This is a genomic window from Pseudoduganella sp. R-43 (assembly GCF_049913255.1).
Classification (GTDB): domain Bacteria; phylum Pseudomonadota; class Gammaproteobacteria; order Burkholderiales; family Burkholderiaceae_D; genus Rugamonas.
In genome coordinates this window covers 1,278,022-1,292,485 of sequence record NZ_CP183988.1, presented here as the reverse complement: position 1 = coordinate 1,292,485, position 14,464 = coordinate 1,278,022, and the positions used below count along the sequence as shown (strand labels likewise).

At 61.1% G+C, this 14,464-nt stretch carries 19 protein-coding genes; 5 read left to right on the top strand and 14 right to left on the bottom strand.

What is annotated here, in order from left to right:
* Positions 1-21: 21 nt before the first annotated feature.
* Both ACN9M3_RS06035 and ACN9M3_RS06030 read right to left on the bottom strand, forming a co-directional pair.
* Complete coding sequence (locus ACN9M3_RS06035; protein ID WP_426168616.1) at positions 22-168, bottom strand: hypothetical protein; 147 nt, start codon at positions 166-168, stop codon at positions 22-24.
* 71 nt (positions 169-239) lie between these two features.
* Positions 240-386: a hypothetical protein gene (locus tag ACN9M3_RS06030; protein WP_426168613.1), complete on the bottom strand. Its 147-nt coding sequence runs from the start codon at positions 384-386 to the stop codon at positions 240-242.
* A gap of 203 nt (positions 387-589) precedes the next feature.
* On the opposite strand from ACN9M3_RS06030, the gene ACN9M3_RS06025 reads away from it, so the two are divergent.
* From ACN9M3_RS06025 to ACN9M3_RS06010, 4 genes are all read left to right on the top strand, one after another.
* The gene (locus ACN9M3_RS06025; RefSeq protein WP_426168611.1) at positions 590-991 is read left to right on the top strand and encodes a hypothetical protein; all 402 of its coding nucleotides are present in this window, start codon (positions 590-592) and stop codon (positions 989-991) included.
* A 71-nt stretch (positions 992-1,062) separates the two neighbouring features.
* Positions 1,063-1,764, top strand: coding sequence for a hypothetical protein (locus tag ACN9M3_RS06020; RefSeq protein WP_426321177.1), 702 nt, complete (start codon positions 1,063-1,065; stop codon positions 1,762-1,764).
* A gap of 7 nt (positions 1,765-1,771) precedes the next feature.
* A complete protein-coding gene (locus tag ACN9M3_RS06015) occupies positions 1,772-2,362 on the top strand; it encodes a hypothetical protein (protein WP_426321175.1) in 591 nt (196 codons plus the stop codon).
* Between the two features lie 11 nt (positions 2,363-2,373).
* A complete protein-coding gene (locus ACN9M3_RS06010; RefSeq protein WP_426321173.1) occupies positions 2,374-2,757 on the top strand; it encodes a hypothetical protein in 384 nt (127 codons plus the stop codon).
* Here ACN9M3_RS06010 and ACN9M3_RS06005 read toward each other — a convergent pair.
* The 12 genes from ACN9M3_RS06005 to ACN9M3_RS05950 all read right to left on the bottom strand — a co-directional run bounded on the left by ACN9M3_RS06005 (position 2,730) and on the right by ACN9M3_RS05950 (position 14,031).
* The gene (locus ACN9M3_RS06005) at positions 2,730-3,638 is read right to left on the bottom strand and encodes a pseudouridine synthase (RefSeq protein WP_426321171.1); all 909 of its coding nucleotides are present in this window, start codon (positions 3,636-3,638) and stop codon (positions 2,730-2,732) included. The two genes, ACN9M3_RS06010 and ACN9M3_RS06005, sit on opposite strands and share 28 nt — an antisense overlap.
* Position 3,639: 1 nt before the next feature.
* Positions 3,640-4,533 carry a M48 family metallopeptidase gene (locus tag ACN9M3_RS06000; protein ID WP_426321169.1) on the bottom strand — a complete coding sequence of 298 codons (894 nt, stop codon included), beginning with the start codon at positions 4,531-4,533 and terminating at the stop codon, positions 3,640-3,642.
* Positions 4,534-4,552: 19 nt separating this feature from the next.
* Complete coding sequence (metW, locus tag ACN9M3_RS05995; RefSeq protein WP_426168599.1) at positions 4,553-5,164, bottom strand: methionine biosynthesis protein MetW; 612 nt, start codon at positions 5,162-5,164, stop codon at positions 4,553-4,555.
* A complete protein-coding gene (metX, locus tag ACN9M3_RS05990; RefSeq protein WP_426321167.1) occupies positions 5,161-6,318 on the bottom strand; it encodes a homoserine O-succinyltransferase MetX in 1,158 nt (385 codons plus the stop codon). Before metX ends, metW begins: the two co-directional genes overlap by 4 nt.
* A gap of 27 nt (positions 6,319-6,345) precedes the next feature.
* The gene (ptsP, locus tag ACN9M3_RS05985; protein ID WP_426323695.1) at positions 6,346-8,094 is read right to left on the bottom strand and encodes a phosphoenolpyruvate--protein phosphotransferase; all 1,749 of its coding nucleotides are present in this window, start codon (positions 8,092-8,094) and stop codon (positions 6,346-6,348) included.
* Positions 8,095-8,112: 18 nt separating this feature from the next.
* Entirely contained in the window at positions 8,113-8,382 is a 270-nt protein-coding gene (locus ACN9M3_RS05980) for an HPr family phosphocarrier protein (protein ID WP_055928627.1), read from the bottom strand.
* Positions 8,383-8,393: 11 nt separating this feature from the next.
* Positions 8,394-8,795, bottom strand: a complete 402-nt coding sequence (locus tag ACN9M3_RS05975) for a PTS sugar transporter subunit IIA (RefSeq protein WP_426168596.1) — start codon at positions 8,793-8,795, stop codon at positions 8,394-8,396.
* Between the two features lie 2 nt (positions 8,796-8,797).
* On the bottom strand, positions 8,798-9,748 hold the full coding sequence (gene gshB / locus ACN9M3_RS05970; protein WP_426321164.1) for a glutathione synthase: 951 nt from the start codon (positions 9,746-9,748) through the stop codon (positions 8,798-8,800).
* 139 nt (positions 9,749-9,887) lie between these two features.
* Positions 9,888-11,186, bottom strand: a complete 1,299-nt coding sequence (gshA, locus tag ACN9M3_RS05965) for a glutamate--cysteine ligase (protein WP_426321162.1) — start codon at positions 11,184-11,186, stop codon at positions 9,888-9,890.
* 168 nt (positions 11,187-11,354) lie between these two features.
* Positions 11,355-12,908: an ammonium transporter gene (locus ACN9M3_RS05960; protein ID WP_426168588.1), complete on the bottom strand. Its 1,554-nt coding sequence runs from the start codon at positions 12,906-12,908 to the stop codon at positions 11,355-11,357.
* An 11-nt stretch (positions 12,909-12,919) separates the two neighbouring features.
* Positions 12,920-13,258, bottom strand: coding sequence for a P-II family nitrogen regulator (locus ACN9M3_RS05955; protein ID WP_028102386.1), 339 nt, complete (start codon positions 13,256-13,258; stop codon positions 12,920-12,922).
* An 11-nt stretch (positions 13,259-13,269) separates the two neighbouring features.
* Positions 13,270-14,031 carry a TorF family putative porin gene (locus ACN9M3_RS05950; RefSeq protein WP_426168585.1) on the bottom strand — a complete coding sequence of 254 codons (762 nt, stop codon included), beginning with the start codon at positions 14,029-14,031 and terminating at the stop codon, positions 13,270-13,272.
* Between the two features lie 190 nt (positions 14,032-14,221).
* Between ACN9M3_RS05950 and ACN9M3_RS05945 the strand changes: the two genes are divergently transcribed.
* The gene (locus tag ACN9M3_RS05945; protein WP_057261060.1) at positions 14,222-14,464 is read left to right on the top strand and encodes an accessory factor UbiK family protein; all 243 of its coding nucleotides are present in this window, start codon (positions 14,222-14,224) and stop codon (positions 14,462-14,464) included.

Sequence of the window (14,464 nt, the reverse complement as noted above, 5' to 3'; positions counted from 1 at the left end):
GTGCCGCCTTGCCGGGATTGCTCAGAGTGCGATGAATTCTTCGCCCATGAAGCAGGCGCATTCGCTCGGGGTCGAGCAGGCGCAGCACTGATTGCTGCTGGTGCTGCTGGAGTCTTCGTCGAGACCTGTTTTGATCGACAAGCCCTGGAGGTTGAGGATGCGGGACATGGTTCTCTCCTGTATGGCGCAGACAGCGGCGCGACGTCCGCGCCACTGCCTGCCGGTGGTCGACGCTTGCCTTAGATGGCAACCACTTCGTCGCCCATGAAGCACAGGGCAGCGCTGGCGGTCGAGCATGCGCAGCCGTTGCCGCTGGAGGTGCTGCCGCCGTCTTCGTCGATTGGGCGGTAGGAGGTCATGGCTTGCAGGTTCAGGATACGGGTCATTTTATTTCTCCATAAAGTTAATAGTGGTTTGGTTTGCTGCTGTCGCTACGTTGTGTGTGTCGACGGAATGAAGTTTATGGAGATGGCGCTTCGCCGATAACTAGCAGGAATATGGGGTTGACAGGTCCGGCAGGCGCTAGTAAATGCGCGTACGCGAGCCTCTCCCTTACAATGGCGTATTACCTGCACAAAACGGCGACCCCATGAAAAGCGTATTAGTCCTGTTCCTGCTGACCATCAAGAGCAGCTTTATCAACGACGAAGAAACCGAAGCCACCGACGAGCAATTCGACACGATCCAGTTCGTGCAGACGGACAAAGGCACCTGGCGCTTCAAGACTTTCGCCGAAGACGAAGACGTGCACCTGTGGAGCATTGAAGCCGACGGCGACCTGGTCGAACTGGCGATCGAAACCACCAACCGCCACTACGGCGACGTGATCGACGAAGCCTTCATCATCGAGAGCGATGACGGCGTGGAAGGCTTGCGCCGGGAGCTGAAAAAGCAGGGTCTGAGCGACAACCTGCAAATCTCCCCGAAAGGCCCGCTGTTCTGGGCTCCTCCCGGCTCGAGCTACAGTCCAAAATCCGCACCGGCGCACTGAATCCAATAAAAGCGCCGATTCCCGCCCTAGTTGTTTAAAATGCCAAACTTTAAACAACTATTGCGCTGGCCATGAATCAAGTCCTGACACCGTCAAACGAAGAAAACAGCAGTATCGACAAGATCGCCCTCGCCAAGCAGCTGGCGGGCGATGTCACCCGTGGCGCCGGTGCCGGCATCGTGCGCACCGTGCTGGCCGTGCTTGCTGCGGTGATCGTCAACGCACTGGGGGTCACGCTGTTGTTCCGCAGCGAACTCGGTAGCAGCCATGGCTCGGCAATGATCTACGCTGCATTCGTCGCAGCGCCCTTCATGATCGCGGTCGGCATGACCGGCATGATGGCGTATAAGCTTGGCTTGCAGGGCATCCTGGCGCGCGTCGTGGAAAGCCAGTCGGGCCTGATCGCCCGCTTGGGTGCAGGAATCCTGGAGAGCTTCCTGCGCAGCGTAAATTACGAACCGGGCCGCCCACTCTCTGAAAAATTCCTGAGCGGCTGGCGCGGCTTCCTGAACCTGCAATCCGGCCTGCCCAAACCGCTGCCATGGCTGCTGGCCAGCCTGACTTCGCGCATCCCCCTGGCCGAAACCATTACCGAAGTGGCCACCACCGGCATGACGCTGCGCGAAGTCGCCCATGCAGCGATGACGCGCACGATTTCGGAAGGTGCCGCAGGCGGCCTGCGCCCATCGAACCAGGCCTTGTTCATCGCCCTCGCAATCCAGTTCGGCATGTGGTTCCCTATCGGCCTGCTGGTTCGCTACATGTTCGGCTAAGGACTGAATGAAACAATTTGCAGCCCTCGCACTGCTGGCGGCCAGTGCGGCCCACGCAGGCGATGCCCTGCCGATCCATGGCGCCTGGACCGGGAAAATCGGCAACAGTGGAATCAACGCCTGCTTTACCGATTCTGATTCGCATTACTTCTACCTGAAGCACCTGCACGGCATTCCGCTTGAAAAGGCGGAAGGAGAGGCCGATTCCTGGAATGAAGAGGTACAGGGCAAGGCCACTGGCAAATGGAAAATTACCAGCGTCACGGCCACGCAATTGACCGGCGAATGGATAGGCGCAGGCAATGACAAAGGCATGCCGATACAGTTGTCGCGCCTTTCCGCACTGGCAGGCGGCGATTGCAGTCCGGATTTCTACGCACCGATCGCTGCTGCCAACAAGCCGCGCTACAGCAATGGGAAAATCGGCAAATTGGCGCTGCGCATCTCCCACTCCCCGCTTGGCGAGAGCTTTAATCTGGTCGGCAGCAGTGAGCGCTGCGCAAGATTAACGACTACGTCGCACGCTGGGAGGAAGAGCGCATCACCCAGGCCAATTTCTGCGAACGCAATGGTGGCGGCGGCTGGCAGGACAACCTGACTGCCGGCAAAGTGCTGGCCAACTACCTGCTCGTGAACGTCGATGCGCCCGACGTCTATTGCGGCGGCCCGCATACCACTTCGTCCCACTCCACGCTGATCTTCGACCTGGCCACTGGCGAGACGGTCGAACCTTCAAGTTGGCTGGCCGAAAGCGGCGAGATTGAAGAACCTCTGCGCAAGCTGATCATGAAGAAAGCCAGCGTCTGCGACAGGCTGGAGCCGTCCATCATTCCATCGCGCCCAAGCGCAACAGGCCTGAGTTTCGACCTCGATTACCCGCATTTCCATCGCGACTGTAACGAGACCATTGAGATCAGCTACGCGAAGCTGGCGCCCTTCCTGTCGCAGGAAGGCAAGGAGCTTGCTCAAAGAGTGCGTTTGCTCTCGAAGTAACGCCACTCGCCTGTCAGGGGATCGGGGAAACCGATCGCCTTGGCCAGCAGCTTCAGTGGCGAAGACACGTCGTCCTGCTTGCACGGCAGTGCGACGGGATAGAAGACGTCGTTCACGATCGGGATCCCCAGCGAAGACAGGTGCACACGCAATTGGTGCTGGCGGCCGGTGTGCGGCCAGAGGCGGTACAGCACATGCTCGCCGCGCTGTTCGATTACGTCGATCATGGTTTCCGAATTCGGCTCGCCCGCTTCTTCCTTCATGGTGAAGAACTTGTCGCCCTCCACCATGCGGCTGCGGTAAACGAAAGGGAATTCGCGGCCCGCCAACGGCCCTGCCAGCGCTTCATATTCCTTTTGCACCAGCCGCTTCTGGAACAGCGACTGGTAATCGCCGCGGCTGCGCGCATTGCAGGAGAAGATCACCAGCCCCGCCGTTTCGCGGTCGAGCCGATGGATCGGCACCAGGTCTTCGATGCCCAGCTTGCGGCGCACGCGCACCAGCAAAGTCTCTTTCACGAAGCGGCCGGACGGGATCGTCGGCAGGAAGTGCGGCTTGTCGACCACCACGATATGCTCGTCCTGGTGCAGCACTTCCTCTTCAAACGGAATCGGGAATTCGTAATCCAGCTCGCGGTAGTACCAGATACGCGCTCCGCGCACATAGCGCGATGACGGCTGCACAGGCACGCCCTTGCCATCCACCACGTCGCCGCGCGCCATGCGCTCACGCCACTGGGCATCGGTCACGGCGGGATAGTTGGCGGACATGAAGGTGATCATGTCCGGCCAGTCCCCCTCCGGCAGCCACAGGTAGCTGGGCGTGACGCCATCGCGCATCGGCAATGGCGGCGCGCCCGAGGCTTGCTTCGGGCGGGACATCTCAGGACTTCGGCAGCGGGGAAGTCTGGTAAGGCGGCAGCTTGTTCACGTCCAGGCCGCGCACGCGGGCATACACCGGCAACACGAGGGGCATCTGCTTCTGCATGTCCTGGATGCGCGAATTGCCGCTTGGGTGGGTAGACAGGAATTCCATCGGCTGCTGCGCATTGACGGCGCCCATTTTCTGCCACAGCGCGATGCCTGCGCGCGGGTCGAAACCGGCGCGGGCGGCCAGGTCGATGCCTACCAGGTCGGACTCCGTTTCATCCCCGCGCGAGAACTTCATCACGGTCAGCTGGCCGGCCACATTGGCGCCGGCGTCGGTGATGCGCGGGTCGATGCCGAGGTAGGACGACAGCACCGCACCACCCAGCTTGCTGGCCAGCGACACGGCGGTCGATTGCACGGCACGCTTGCGGGCGTGCTCGCGCAGCGCGTGGGCAATTTCATGGCCCATCACCATCGCCACTTCGTCATCGGTCAGGTTCAGTTTAGTGAGGATGCCGGTAAAGTAGGCGATGCGGCCACCCGGCATGCAGAAAGCGTTGACCTGGTCGGAGTTGAGCAGGTTGACTTCCCATTGCCAGTTGGCGGCGGACGGATTCCAGCGCTGTGCATTGGGCACGATGCGCGCGGCAATAGCGCGCAGGCGCTTCACCTGCGGGTCGGATTCCGGTACCAGCGCTTCCTTCTGCTTGGCTTCATTCAGCAGTTGGGAGTACTGCAGCTTGGACTGCTGGTCCATTTCCTGCTCATCAGCGAAGACGCGCAGGCGCGAAAGCTTGGTGACGGGGATGCCGTCAGCTTTGGGATTCATCGGCGCAGGCGCCTGCGCGGACGAGGCGGCGCTGGCGGCCAGCGCCAGCGCGATAAGAGTGAACTTGAACTTCTTCATGGCTTTAAGATAACACAGCTTAACTGGATTGCTTTTTCCGGAGACGGAACACGGCGAGGTCGCCGCGCAAGTTAGGCAGTACCGAGACGGTTTTGCCCTCGGCCAGCGCCACGCATTCGATCACTTCCAGCCCCACTTCTTCCGCCAGCTCCTGGAAGTCGTAGATGGTAGCGCAGCGCACGTTCGGCGTGTCGTGCCACTGGTAGGGCAGCGACTTGGAGACCGGCATGCGGCCTTTCAGCAGCGCCACGCGGTGCGGCCAGTAAGCGAAATTAGGGAAGGACACGATGGCTTCGCGGCCCACGCGCACGATGTCGCGCAGCAGGTCTTCCACGTGCTTCATCATCTGCAGCGAGGACAGGCACAACACCGTATCGAAGGAGTTGTCGCCGAAGATGCCCAGGCCGTTTTCGAAGTCCTGCTGGATCACGCGCACGCCGCGCTGGGTCGACGCCAGCACCTGGTCGTCCGCCAGCTCCAGGCCGTAGCCGGTGCAGCGCTTGTCGGTCTGCAGGTAATCCATCATCACGCCGTCGCCGCAGCCCACGTCGAGCACGTGGGCGCCTTCGCGCACCCAGTGCGCAATGAAGGCCAGGTCTGGACGGGCGCTGCTCAGGTCATCGAAAGTCATGCTGCTTGTTCCTTGTTCGTTTCTTTCCACACTTGCTCGTAGTAGGCGCGCACCATGTTCATGTAGCGCGAATCTTCGAGCAGGAAGGCGTCGTGGCCGTGCGGCGCATCGATTTCGGCGTAGGTCACCTCGCGGCGGTTGGCGAGCAAGGCCTGCACGATCTCGCGGCTGCGCTCCGGCGAGAAACGCCAGTCCGTGGTGAAGGAGGCGAGGAAAAACTTGGCTCTGGTGCCCGCCAATGTCCTGGTCAGGTCGCCGTCGAACTTGCGCGCCGGGTCGAAGTAGTCGAGCGCCTTGGTGATCAGCAGGTAGGTATTGGCATCGAAGTACTCGGCGAACTTGTCGCCCTGGTAGCGCAAGTAGGATTCGATCTCGAAGTCGATGCCGAAGCCGAACTTGTAGTCGCCGCCGCTGGCCGCGATGTCGCGCAGCTTGCGGCCGAATTTCTCGGCCATATCGTCGTCCGACAGATAGGTGATGTGGCCGATCATGCGCGCCACTTTCAAGCCGTTCTTGGGTACTACGCTGTGTTCGTAGAAATCGCCGCCGTGGTAATCCGGATCGGACAGGATGGCCTGGCGCGCCACGTCGTTGAAGGCAATGTTTTGCGCCGACAGCTTTGGCGTGGAAGCGATCACCAGGCAGTGGCGCAGGCGCTCAGGGTACATGATGGACCAGGCCAGGGCCTGCATGCCGCCCAGGGAACCGCCCATCACGGCGGCGAACTGCTGGATGCCCAGCTGGTCGGCCAGGCGCGCCTGTGCGGCGACCCAGTCTTCCACCGTCACTACCGGGAAGGCGGCGCCGTATGGCTTGCCGGTTTCAGGATTGACGTGCATCGGTCCGGTCGAGCCGAAGCAGGAACCGAGGTTGTTGACGCCGATGACGAAGAATTTGTCGGTATCGAGCGGCTTGCCCGGACCGACCATATTGTCCCACCAGCCGACGTTCTTCGGGTTATCCGCGTAGTAGCCGGCCACGTGGTGCGAAGCATTCAGCGCGTGGCACACCAATACCGCATTGGACTTGTCCGCATTCAGCGTGCCATAGGTCTCGTACATCAGCATGTAGTCGCGCAGGGACGCTCCGCTCTGTAGCTGAAGGGGTTCCGCAAAGTGCATGGTCTGCGGCGAGACGATTCCAATCGAAGGCATGTGAATCCGGTTGTAAAAAAGTTGGTGTTACAGGGCTTGCAGGGCGTTGACTGCGTCGGCAATCGTTTCGGGGTCCATGCTGCGCATGATCTTGCGCATTTGCGGCGCAATCTGTTCCAGGTCGCTGTTCAGGATTTCCTGCTTGACCGCCAGGAGCTGCGACGGGTGCATCGAGAACTCGCGCAAGCCCATGCCCAGCAGCAGGCGGGTCATCTTGCTGTCGCCCGCCATCTCGCCGCATACGGCCACTTCGATGCCGGCCTTGCTGCCGGCAGCGATCGTCATCGCAATCAGCTGCAGGATGGCTGGATGCAGCGGGTCGTACAGGTGCGCCACTTCATAATCGACGCGGTCGATCGCCAGCGTGTACTGGATCAGGTCATTGGTGCCGATGGACAGGAAGTCCATCTTCTTGACGAACATCGGCAGCGCCAGCGCGGCCGCCGGGATTTCGATCATGGCGCCGACCCGCACTTCAGGATCGTACTTCTCCCCCGCCTCGTCCAGCTGCGCCTTGGCGCGTTTGATCATGGCCAGCGACTGGTCGATCTCGAAGGCATGCGCCATCATCGGGATCAGGATGCGCACCTTGCCATGCACCGAGGCGCGCAGGATGGCGCGCAACTGGGTCAGGAAAATTTGCGGCTCGGCCAGGCAGTAGCGGATGGCGCGCAAGCCCAATGCCGGATTGAGCGCGGTGTGCTCCATCTGGTCCAGCGGCTTGTCGGCGCCGATATCGAGCGTGCGGATGGTCACCGGACGCCCCTTCATGGCCAGCACTGCCTTGGTGTACTGCTCGTATTGTTCGTTCTCGGATGGCATGTCGCCATCGCGGCCCATGAACAGGAATTCGGAACGGAACAGGCCAACGCCGTTGGCGCCCGACTCCATCGCGTGCTCGCAGTCTTCCGGCAACTCGATGTTCGCCATCAGCGCGATCTGCGTGCCGTCCCTGGTAACGGCCGGGGTCTTTTTCAGCTTGCCCAGCTTCTTGCGGGCGCGCATCGCGGCCAGTTGGCGCTCGCGGTACTGTTCCAGCACTTGCGCGCTCGGGGTGACGATCACCACGCCGGCATCGCCGTCGATGATCACCCAGTCGTCCTGCTGGATCAGGGTCGATGCCTGCGACATGCCGACCGCCGCCGGAATGTCTAGCGACCGGGCCACGATGGCGGTGTGCGAATTCTGGCCGCCGACATCGGTCACAAAGCCGATGAAGGAACGGTCGCGGAACTTGAGCATGTCGGCCGGCGAGATATCGTGGGCCACCACGATCATCTTGGCCAGGAATTCATCGCCTTCGAGCTCGGCCTGCATTGGCAGCAGCGGTTCGCTGCCCATCAACACTTTCAGCACCCGCTCGGCCACTTGCTGGATATCGGCCTTGCGTTCCCGCAGGTAAGGGTCTTCGATTTCGTCGAATTGGGCCGACAGCTCGTCGATCTGGGTCAACAGCGCCCATTCGGCGTTGTAGTGGCGGCTGCGGATGATATCCAGCGGCGCCTCGGAGATCATCGGGTCCGACAGGATCAGCGCATGCACGTCGATGAAGGCACCCAGCTCGGTCGGGGCATCCTTCGGCAGCTCGTTCCACAACGTCTGCAGCTCGCGGTGCACGGCAGCCAGCGCCTGCTGCAGGCGCTTCACTTCCGCTTCCACGTTCTCCTCGGAGATCAGATAGTGCTTTACATCGAGCGCCGCCGGCGCAAGGATGTGCGCGCGGCCGATCGCGATGCCTCGCGAAACCGGAATTCCGTGAAGGGAGAACGATGCCATCGGGCTGCCGTCCCGCATTTACTCGCCTTCGCCGAACTTGTCGTTGACCAGTGCGGCCAGGGCGTTGATGCAATCCTGTTCATCGGCGCCGTCTGCTTCCAGCAGGACTTTGGCGCCCTTGCCGGCAGCCAGCATCATCACGCCCATGATGGACTTGGCGTTGATGCGGCGGCCGTTACGCGACAGCCAGACATCGCTCTGGAATTTGGCTGCCAGTTGGGTGAATTTTGCAGAAGCACGTGCATGCAATCCGAGCTTGTTGATAATTTCAAGTTCTTGCTGAATCATGTTTTGTTTGTTTAATTGACTCGGATACGGTTATCGACCTTGACCGCGCCATTCTGCGCACCGGCCAGGGCCATTTCCACTACTACGTCCAGCGTATCGGTACGGTAGGTGATGGCGCGCAGCAGCATGGGAAGGCTGATGCCCGCAACCACCTCGACCTGGCCCGCATCGGCCAGCTTGTTACAGCAATTGGCGGGCGTGCCGCCCTTGATATCGGTCATCACTAGCACACCGGCGCCCGTGTCGAGACGCTTGATGGCTTCGCGCGCCAGCTGCTGCACTTCGTTCAGGTCCTGGTCCGCCACCACGTCGATCGCCTCCAGTTTTTCAACCGGGGCCCGGAACACATGCGCTGCGGCGGCCAGGAAAGCCTGGCCCAGCGGCGCGTGTGTCATCAATAAAATCCCTACCATGTTTATCCTTGCTTGCCTGCCCGGGCTTCCACCGCATCGATGAACATGGACGCTACCTGGAAGCCGGTCTGCTGGGTGATCTCCTGGAAGCAGGTCGGGCTGGTGACGTTCACCTCGGTGAGGTAGTCGCCGATCACGTCTAATCCTACCAGCAAGAGGCCGCGCGAAGCCAATTCCGGGCCCAGGGCCTCGGCGATTTCGCGGTCGCGCTGCGACAGCGGCTGGGCCACGCCGGTACCGCCGGCAGCCAGGTTGCCGCGCACTTCGCCCGCCTGCGGGATGCGCGCCAGGCAGTAAGGCACCGGTTTGCCGTCGATCAGCAGGATGCGCTTGTCGCCCTTGACGATGTCGGGGATGTAGCGCTGCGCCATGATGGTGCGCGCGCCATGCAGGGTCAGGGTCTCGATGATGGAGCCCAGGTTCAGGCCGTCAGCCTTGATGCGGAAGATGCCGGCGCCGCCCATGCCATCCAGCGGTTTCAGGATCACGTCGCCGTGTTCGGCCTGGAAGTCGCGCAGGCGGGTTTCGTCGCTGGTCACCAGGGTTGGCGCGGTGAACTGCGAGAACTGCGCGATCGACAGCTTCTCATTGTGGTCGCGGATGGCGGACGGCTTGTTGAAGACCTTTGCGCCCTGTTGTTCCGCCAGCTGCAGCAGGTAGGTGCCGTAGACGTACTCCATGTCGAACGGCGGGTCCTTGCGCTGGATCACCGCGTCGAAGGCGGCCAGGCTGGTGTCTTCCGAAGGCGCCGCCTTGTACCAGTCGTGCTGGTCGCCGGTCAGCTCGATGCGCGAGACATGGGCCGTAACCTTGCCCTCCTTGAGCGCCATGTGGCGCTGCTGGAAGGCATACACCTCATGTCCCCGGCGCGCCGCCTCGGCCATTATGGCGAAGGTGGAGTCCTTGTAGATCTTGAAGCTGGACAGCGGGTCGGCGAGGAAGGCGATTTTCATGGATTAGTCCAAAAATGTAACAACTGATTCTAGCTTAAAACCGGTAAAACCGTGTCTGACCCACAGGGTCAGACACGTTGCCAGCAGCGGCTGCGTCTTAGGTGTCAGACCCTGCGGGTCTGACACCGGTTTACCGGTTTTAGTAAACCTCCGGATCCGGATCCGTACGCTCCATCTCAAGAGAAGCCGCCAGCAGCGCCAGCCGCGCCACTACCCCATACACATAGAAGCGATTCGGCGCCGCAGTCCCCGGCTTGGCCTTCACGTCCGGCACCGCATGCTGCTGCGCGAACGCCAGCGGCACGAACTGCGATCCCGGCGCATTCAGGTTCTGGTCCGGCCCCTTCTCGCCGTGCACGCGGTAGAAGCCTCCCACCACATAGCGGTCAATCATATAGACAACCGGCTCGGCAAACGCCTCCTTGATGCTCTCGAAGGTCGGCACCCCCTCCTGGATATTCAGGTCGGTCACCGCCTTGCCATCCTTGATCACGGTCATGCGCGCGCGCTGCTCTTCCGATAGCTCTTTGAGCTCAGCCGCGTCACGAATGGTGATGATGCCCTTGCCATAAGTACCAGCATCCGGCTTGATGATGACGAACGGCCTTTCCTTAATGCCATATTCCTTGTACTTCTTACGGATCTTGGCCAGTACCGCATCCACCGAAGACGCCAGGCACTCCTGCCCCTCCCCGGTCGCCAGGTCCACCGCCCCGCACTTCGCGTGGAAAGGGTTGACCATCCACGGATCGACGCCAATCAGCTTGCCGAACTTCTTCGCCACCTCATCGTAGGCATTGAAGTGATTGGACTTGCGGCGCACGGCCCAGCCGGCATGCAAAGGCGGCAAGAGGCTTTGCTCGTGCAGGTTGGTCAGGATGTCCGGAATACCGGCCGACAGGTCGTTGTTCAGCAAGATGGTGCAAGGATCGAAATCCTTCAGCCCCAGGCGGCGGCCGTTCGGCGAGCGCACCAGCGGTTCCACCACCAGCATATTGCCGTCAGGCAGCGCCAGCGGCGTCGGCTGGGTGACGGAGGGGTCCAGCGAGCCAAAACGGACATTCAGCCCGGTCTGGCGGAAAATCTGCATCAGGCGCGCCACGCCCTGGAAATAGGTCGGGTGGCGCGGCTTGATTTCCGGGATCAGCAACAGGTTGCGGGCATCCGGGCAGTATTTGTCGATCGCCGCCATGGCCGCCTGCACCGAAAGGGGGAGCATTTCGTTGGCCAGGTAATGGAAGCCGCCTGGGAACAGGTTGGTATCCACCGGGGCCAGCTTGTAGCCGGCATTGCGCAGGTCGACCGAGGCATAGAACGGCGGGGTATGCTCCTGCCACTCGAGGCGGAACCACCGTTCAATGGCTGGGGTCGCGGCAATGATCTTTTCTTCAAGATCCAGTAACGGCCCGGTCAGGGCCGTGACGAGATGGGGAACCATGTGACTTCCTTGCGGGTTGGTATTTGCAGACTCTCCATTTTGGGGCAAAACCGCCAATTAAAAGATACTTTGGAACAAAAAAAAAGCCCCCGAAAGGGGGCGTGCGATGGGTCAGGCACCTGACAAGACATGGCGCAGCCATGTTTTGTTGGGTGCCTGACCCGGACTTCAAGCGTGGTACGCCGATTCGCCGTGGCTGGTGATATCCAGGCCTTCGCGCTCCTCCTCTTCCGGCACACGCAGGCCGATCACGATATCGACCAGCTTGTAAGCCACAAAGGCCACAACAGCCGACCAGATGATGGTCACGCCAACGGCAGTCGCCTGGGTAATCACCTGGCCGCTGATCGAGTAATCAGCACTTGCCTTGTTGGCAACGTAGTCAAATACACCCTGGCCGCCCAAAGATGGTGCGGCGAACACGCCGGTCAGGATCGCACCCAGGATACCGCCCACGCCGTGCACGCCGAACACGTCCAGCGAGTCGTCCGCACCGATCAGGCGCTTCAGGCCATTCACGCCCCACAGGCAGATGATGCCAGCCAGCAGGCCGATCGCCAGTGCACCCATCGGACCAACGAAGCCGCAAGCCGGGGTAATCGCCACCAGGCCGGCCACTGCGCCCGACGCGCCGCCCAGCATGGAAGGCTTGCCCTTAAAGATCCACTCGCCGAACACCCACGATACGGTTGCGCAGGCGGTTGCCAGCAGGGTGTTGATAAACGCCAGGGCAGCGATGTCGCCTGCTTCGAGTGCCGAACCGGCATTGAAGCCGAACCAGCCCACCCACAGCAGCGAAGCGCCGATCATGGTCATGGTCAGCGAGTGCGGAGCCATGGAGTCGCGGCCGTAGCCAACGCGCTTGCCGATCATGATTGCGCCCACCAGGCCTGCAACAGCGGCGTTGATGTGCACCACAGTGCCGCCGGCGAAGTCCAGCGCGCCCTTCTGGAAGATCCAGCCAGCCTTCGCAGTTTCGGTCGCCAGGGTCTCGGCGTTGGTGATCGCGTCAGGACCGGTCCAGAACCAGACCATGTGGGCGATCGGCAGGTAGCTGAAAGTGAACCACAGCACCATGAAGGCCAGCACGGCGGAGAAGCGCACGCGCTCGGCAAACGCGCCGACGATCAGGCCGCAGGTAATGGCGGCAAACGTGCCCTGGAAGGCGACGTAGATGAACTCAGGGATCACAACGCCTTTGCTGAAGGTCGCCGCCACCGAGAACGCACCTTTGGCTGGGTCGTAAATGCCGGCCAGCAGCGAGCGGCTGAAGCCACCGAAGAAGGCATTACCTTCGGTGAAAGCAATCGAGTAGCCATACAGGCACCACAGCACGATGATCAGCGCGAACACAAAGAATACCTGCAGCAGCACCGACAGCATGTTCTTCGAGCGCACCAGGCCGCCATAGAACAGGGCCAGGCCGGGGATCGTCATCATGATCACCAGCAGCGTCGCCACGAACATCCAGGCGGTGTCGCCCTTTTGCGCTACCGGCGCGGCTGGCGCAGCAGCCGGGGCGGCTGGGGCCGCAGCAGCGGCTGCCTGGGCAGCGGCAGCATCAGCCGACGCAACGCCAGGTGCGGCCGCAGGTGCTGCAGCGGTTGCAGCGGCAGCCGGCGCTTCGGCCGGCTTGGCATCTTGAGCCAGCACAGGCAGAGCTGCGCTGAAAGCCAACAGGACAGTCACCCCCGCCAGCCATTTCTTAATGGTCTTGTGCATCACGGTTCCCCTTACAGTGCTTCGTTGCCGGTTTCGCCGGTACGGATACGGATTACTTGCTCCAGCGACGAGACGAAAATCTTGCCGTCGCCGATCTTGCCGGTGCGCGCGGCATTCTCGATTGCCTCGATGGCCTGGTCGACGATCGCGTCGTCAACGGCAGCCTCGATCTTGGTCTTTGGCAGGAAGTCGACCACATATTCCGCGCCGCGATACAGCTCGGTGTGGCCCTTCTGGCGGCCGAAGCCTTTGACTTCGGTCACCGTAATACCTTGCACGTTGATCGCCGACAGGGCTTCACGCACCTCGTCGAGCTTGAACGGCTTGATAATGGCGGTAATCATTTTCATACGAGTGCCTCTTAGAAGGTTTTGGACACGGTCAGCACCACGCCGCCCTTGCCCAGGTTTTTGCCATTGGTCGGCGCGATATAAGCGTCGCTGTTGGTCTTGATATAGGCCAGCGCAACGGATGCCACGCCGAAGTCCTTGGTGGCACCGACTTTCCAGTCGGTGTAGCTGAAGGCGCTGCTGTTCTTCACCTTCTGGCGGCCAACATGCAGGTTCAGGACGATGCCTTCATACACTTCCTGGTTGACGGAAGCGTCGATGTAGGTGCTGTGCTTGCTGTCGGCGAAGCCGAACAGGTTGCTCAGCGAATGCGAGTACTTGAGGGTGGCCGGGCCATAGCCGACCTGGCCATACAGCTCGCGGGTATTGGCGCTCGGATGCAGGTCGTTGGATGGATACACGTAAGCCAGGAAGCCCACGTCGTAGCTGACGCCAGGCGCGATTTCGCCGCGCTTGCCGCCGTACAGGTCCACTTCAACCGAAGCATCACCGCCGCCGTCCTTGACCCACTTGATGGTGGATGCCCAGGCGCCTGCATAGAAACCGGTCGGGTTGTTGACCCAGTCGGCGCCGCCTTGCAGCGCCGGTTTCAGGCGGGTTTGCGAGATACCACGGTAGCGGTAGTCGCTGGTGACGGCCGCGTTATAGCTGATCTCATTGTCAGGCTTCGCCTCGGGTGCGGCATCGGCCGCTTGGGCCAGGCCGGTTCCCATCGTTGCCATTGCGAGTGCGACTGCAGCGGTGAGACCCAGCTTCTTGCTCTTATGAATCATGGCGATTTCCTTTTGAGTGAACTTTTATTGCGGTTTAAAATTCAGTCTGAAACATAGCTTTCTTGCTTATTAGCAGATTGCGTGCCAGCTAGAAATCGTGCAGGAGTTGAAGTTAAGACAGCTTTCCGCACCATTTAAAGCCAAAGCCGCACCGTTGTGGTGCGAAATCTCACACATCAGGAATAAAAAAATGGACATGAACGCCTTCTTCAATGACCTGCAGCAGAAGGTCAACCAGGTCATCGAAAACTCGCCGGCCAAGGATATTGAAAAGAATGTCAAGGCGATGATGACCCAGGGTTTCGCCAAGCTGGACCTGGTGACCCGCGAGGAATTCGACATCCAGGCCCAGATGCTGGCCAAGGCCCGCGCCAAGCTGGACCTGATGGAATCGCGCCTGGCAGAACTGGAAGCCAAGCTGGCCGACAAGTAA

Coding starts and splice junctions, on each gene's coding strand:
- gshA (WP_426321162.1), bottom strand. CDS start 11,186: ATGGTTCCCCATCTCGTCACGGCCCTGACCGGGCCGTTACTGGATCTT.
- metW (WP_426168599.1), bottom strand. CDS start 5,164: ATGACTTTCGATGACCTGAGCAGCGCCCGTCCAGACCTGGCCTTCATT.
- ACN9M3_RS05955 (WP_028102386.1), bottom strand. CDS start 13,258: ATGAAAATGATTACCGCCATTATCAAGCCGTTCAAGCTCGACGAGGTG.
- ACN9M3_RS06030 (WP_426168613.1), bottom strand. CDS start 386: ATGACCCGTATCCTGAACCTGCAAGCCATGACCTCCTACCGCCCAATC.
- ACN9M3_RS06000 (WP_426321169.1), bottom strand. CDS start 4,533: ATGAAGAAGTTCAAGTTCACTCTTATCGCGCTGGCGCTGGCCGCCAGC.
- ACN9M3_RS05950 (WP_426168585.1), bottom strand. CDS start 14,031: ATGATTCATAAGAGCAAGAAGCTGGGTCTCACCGCTGCAGTCGCACTC.
- ACN9M3_RS06025 (WP_426168611.1), top strand. CDS start 590: ATGAAAAGCGTATTAGTCCTGTTCCTGCTGACCATCAAGAGCAGCTTT.
- ACN9M3_RS05960 (WP_426168588.1), bottom strand. CDS start 12,908: ATGCACAAGACCATTAAGAAATGGCTGGCGGGGGTGACTGTCCTGTTG.
- ACN9M3_RS05945 (WP_057261060.1), top strand. CDS start 14,222: ATGGACATGAACGCCTTCTTCAATGACCTGCAGCAGAAGGTCAACCAG.
- ACN9M3_RS06020 (WP_426321177.1), top strand. CDS start 1,063: ATGAATCAAGTCCTGACACCGTCAAACGAAGAAAACAGCAGTATCGAC.
- ACN9M3_RS05975 (WP_426168596.1), bottom strand. CDS start 8,795: ATGGTAGGGATTTTATTGATGACACACGCGCCGCTGGGCCAGGCTTTC.
- ACN9M3_RS06005 (WP_426321171.1), bottom strand. CDS start 3,638: ATGTCCCGCCCGAAGCAAGCCTCGGGCGCGCCGCCATTGCCGATGCGC.
- ptsP (WP_426323695.1), bottom strand. CDS start 8,094: ATGGCATCGTTCTCCCTTCACGGAATTCCGGTTTCGCGAGGCATCGCG.
- ACN9M3_RS06035 (WP_426168616.1), bottom strand. CDS start 168: ATGTCCCGCATCCTCAACCTCCAGGGCTTGTCGATCAAAACAGGTCTC.
- ACN9M3_RS05980 (WP_055928627.1), bottom strand. CDS start 8,382: ATGATTCAGCAAGAACTTGAAATTATCAACAAGCTCGGATTGCATGCA.
- metX (WP_426321167.1), bottom strand. CDS start 6,318: ATGCCTTCGATTGGAATCGTCTCGCCGCAGACCATGCACTTTGCGGAA.
- gshB (WP_426321164.1), bottom strand. CDS start 9,748: ATGAAAATCGCCTTCCTCGCCGACCCGCTGTCCAGCTTCAAGATCTAC.
- ACN9M3_RS06015 (WP_426321175.1), top strand. CDS start 1,772: ATGAAACAATTTGCAGCCCTCGCACTGCTGGCGGCCAGTGCGGCCCAC.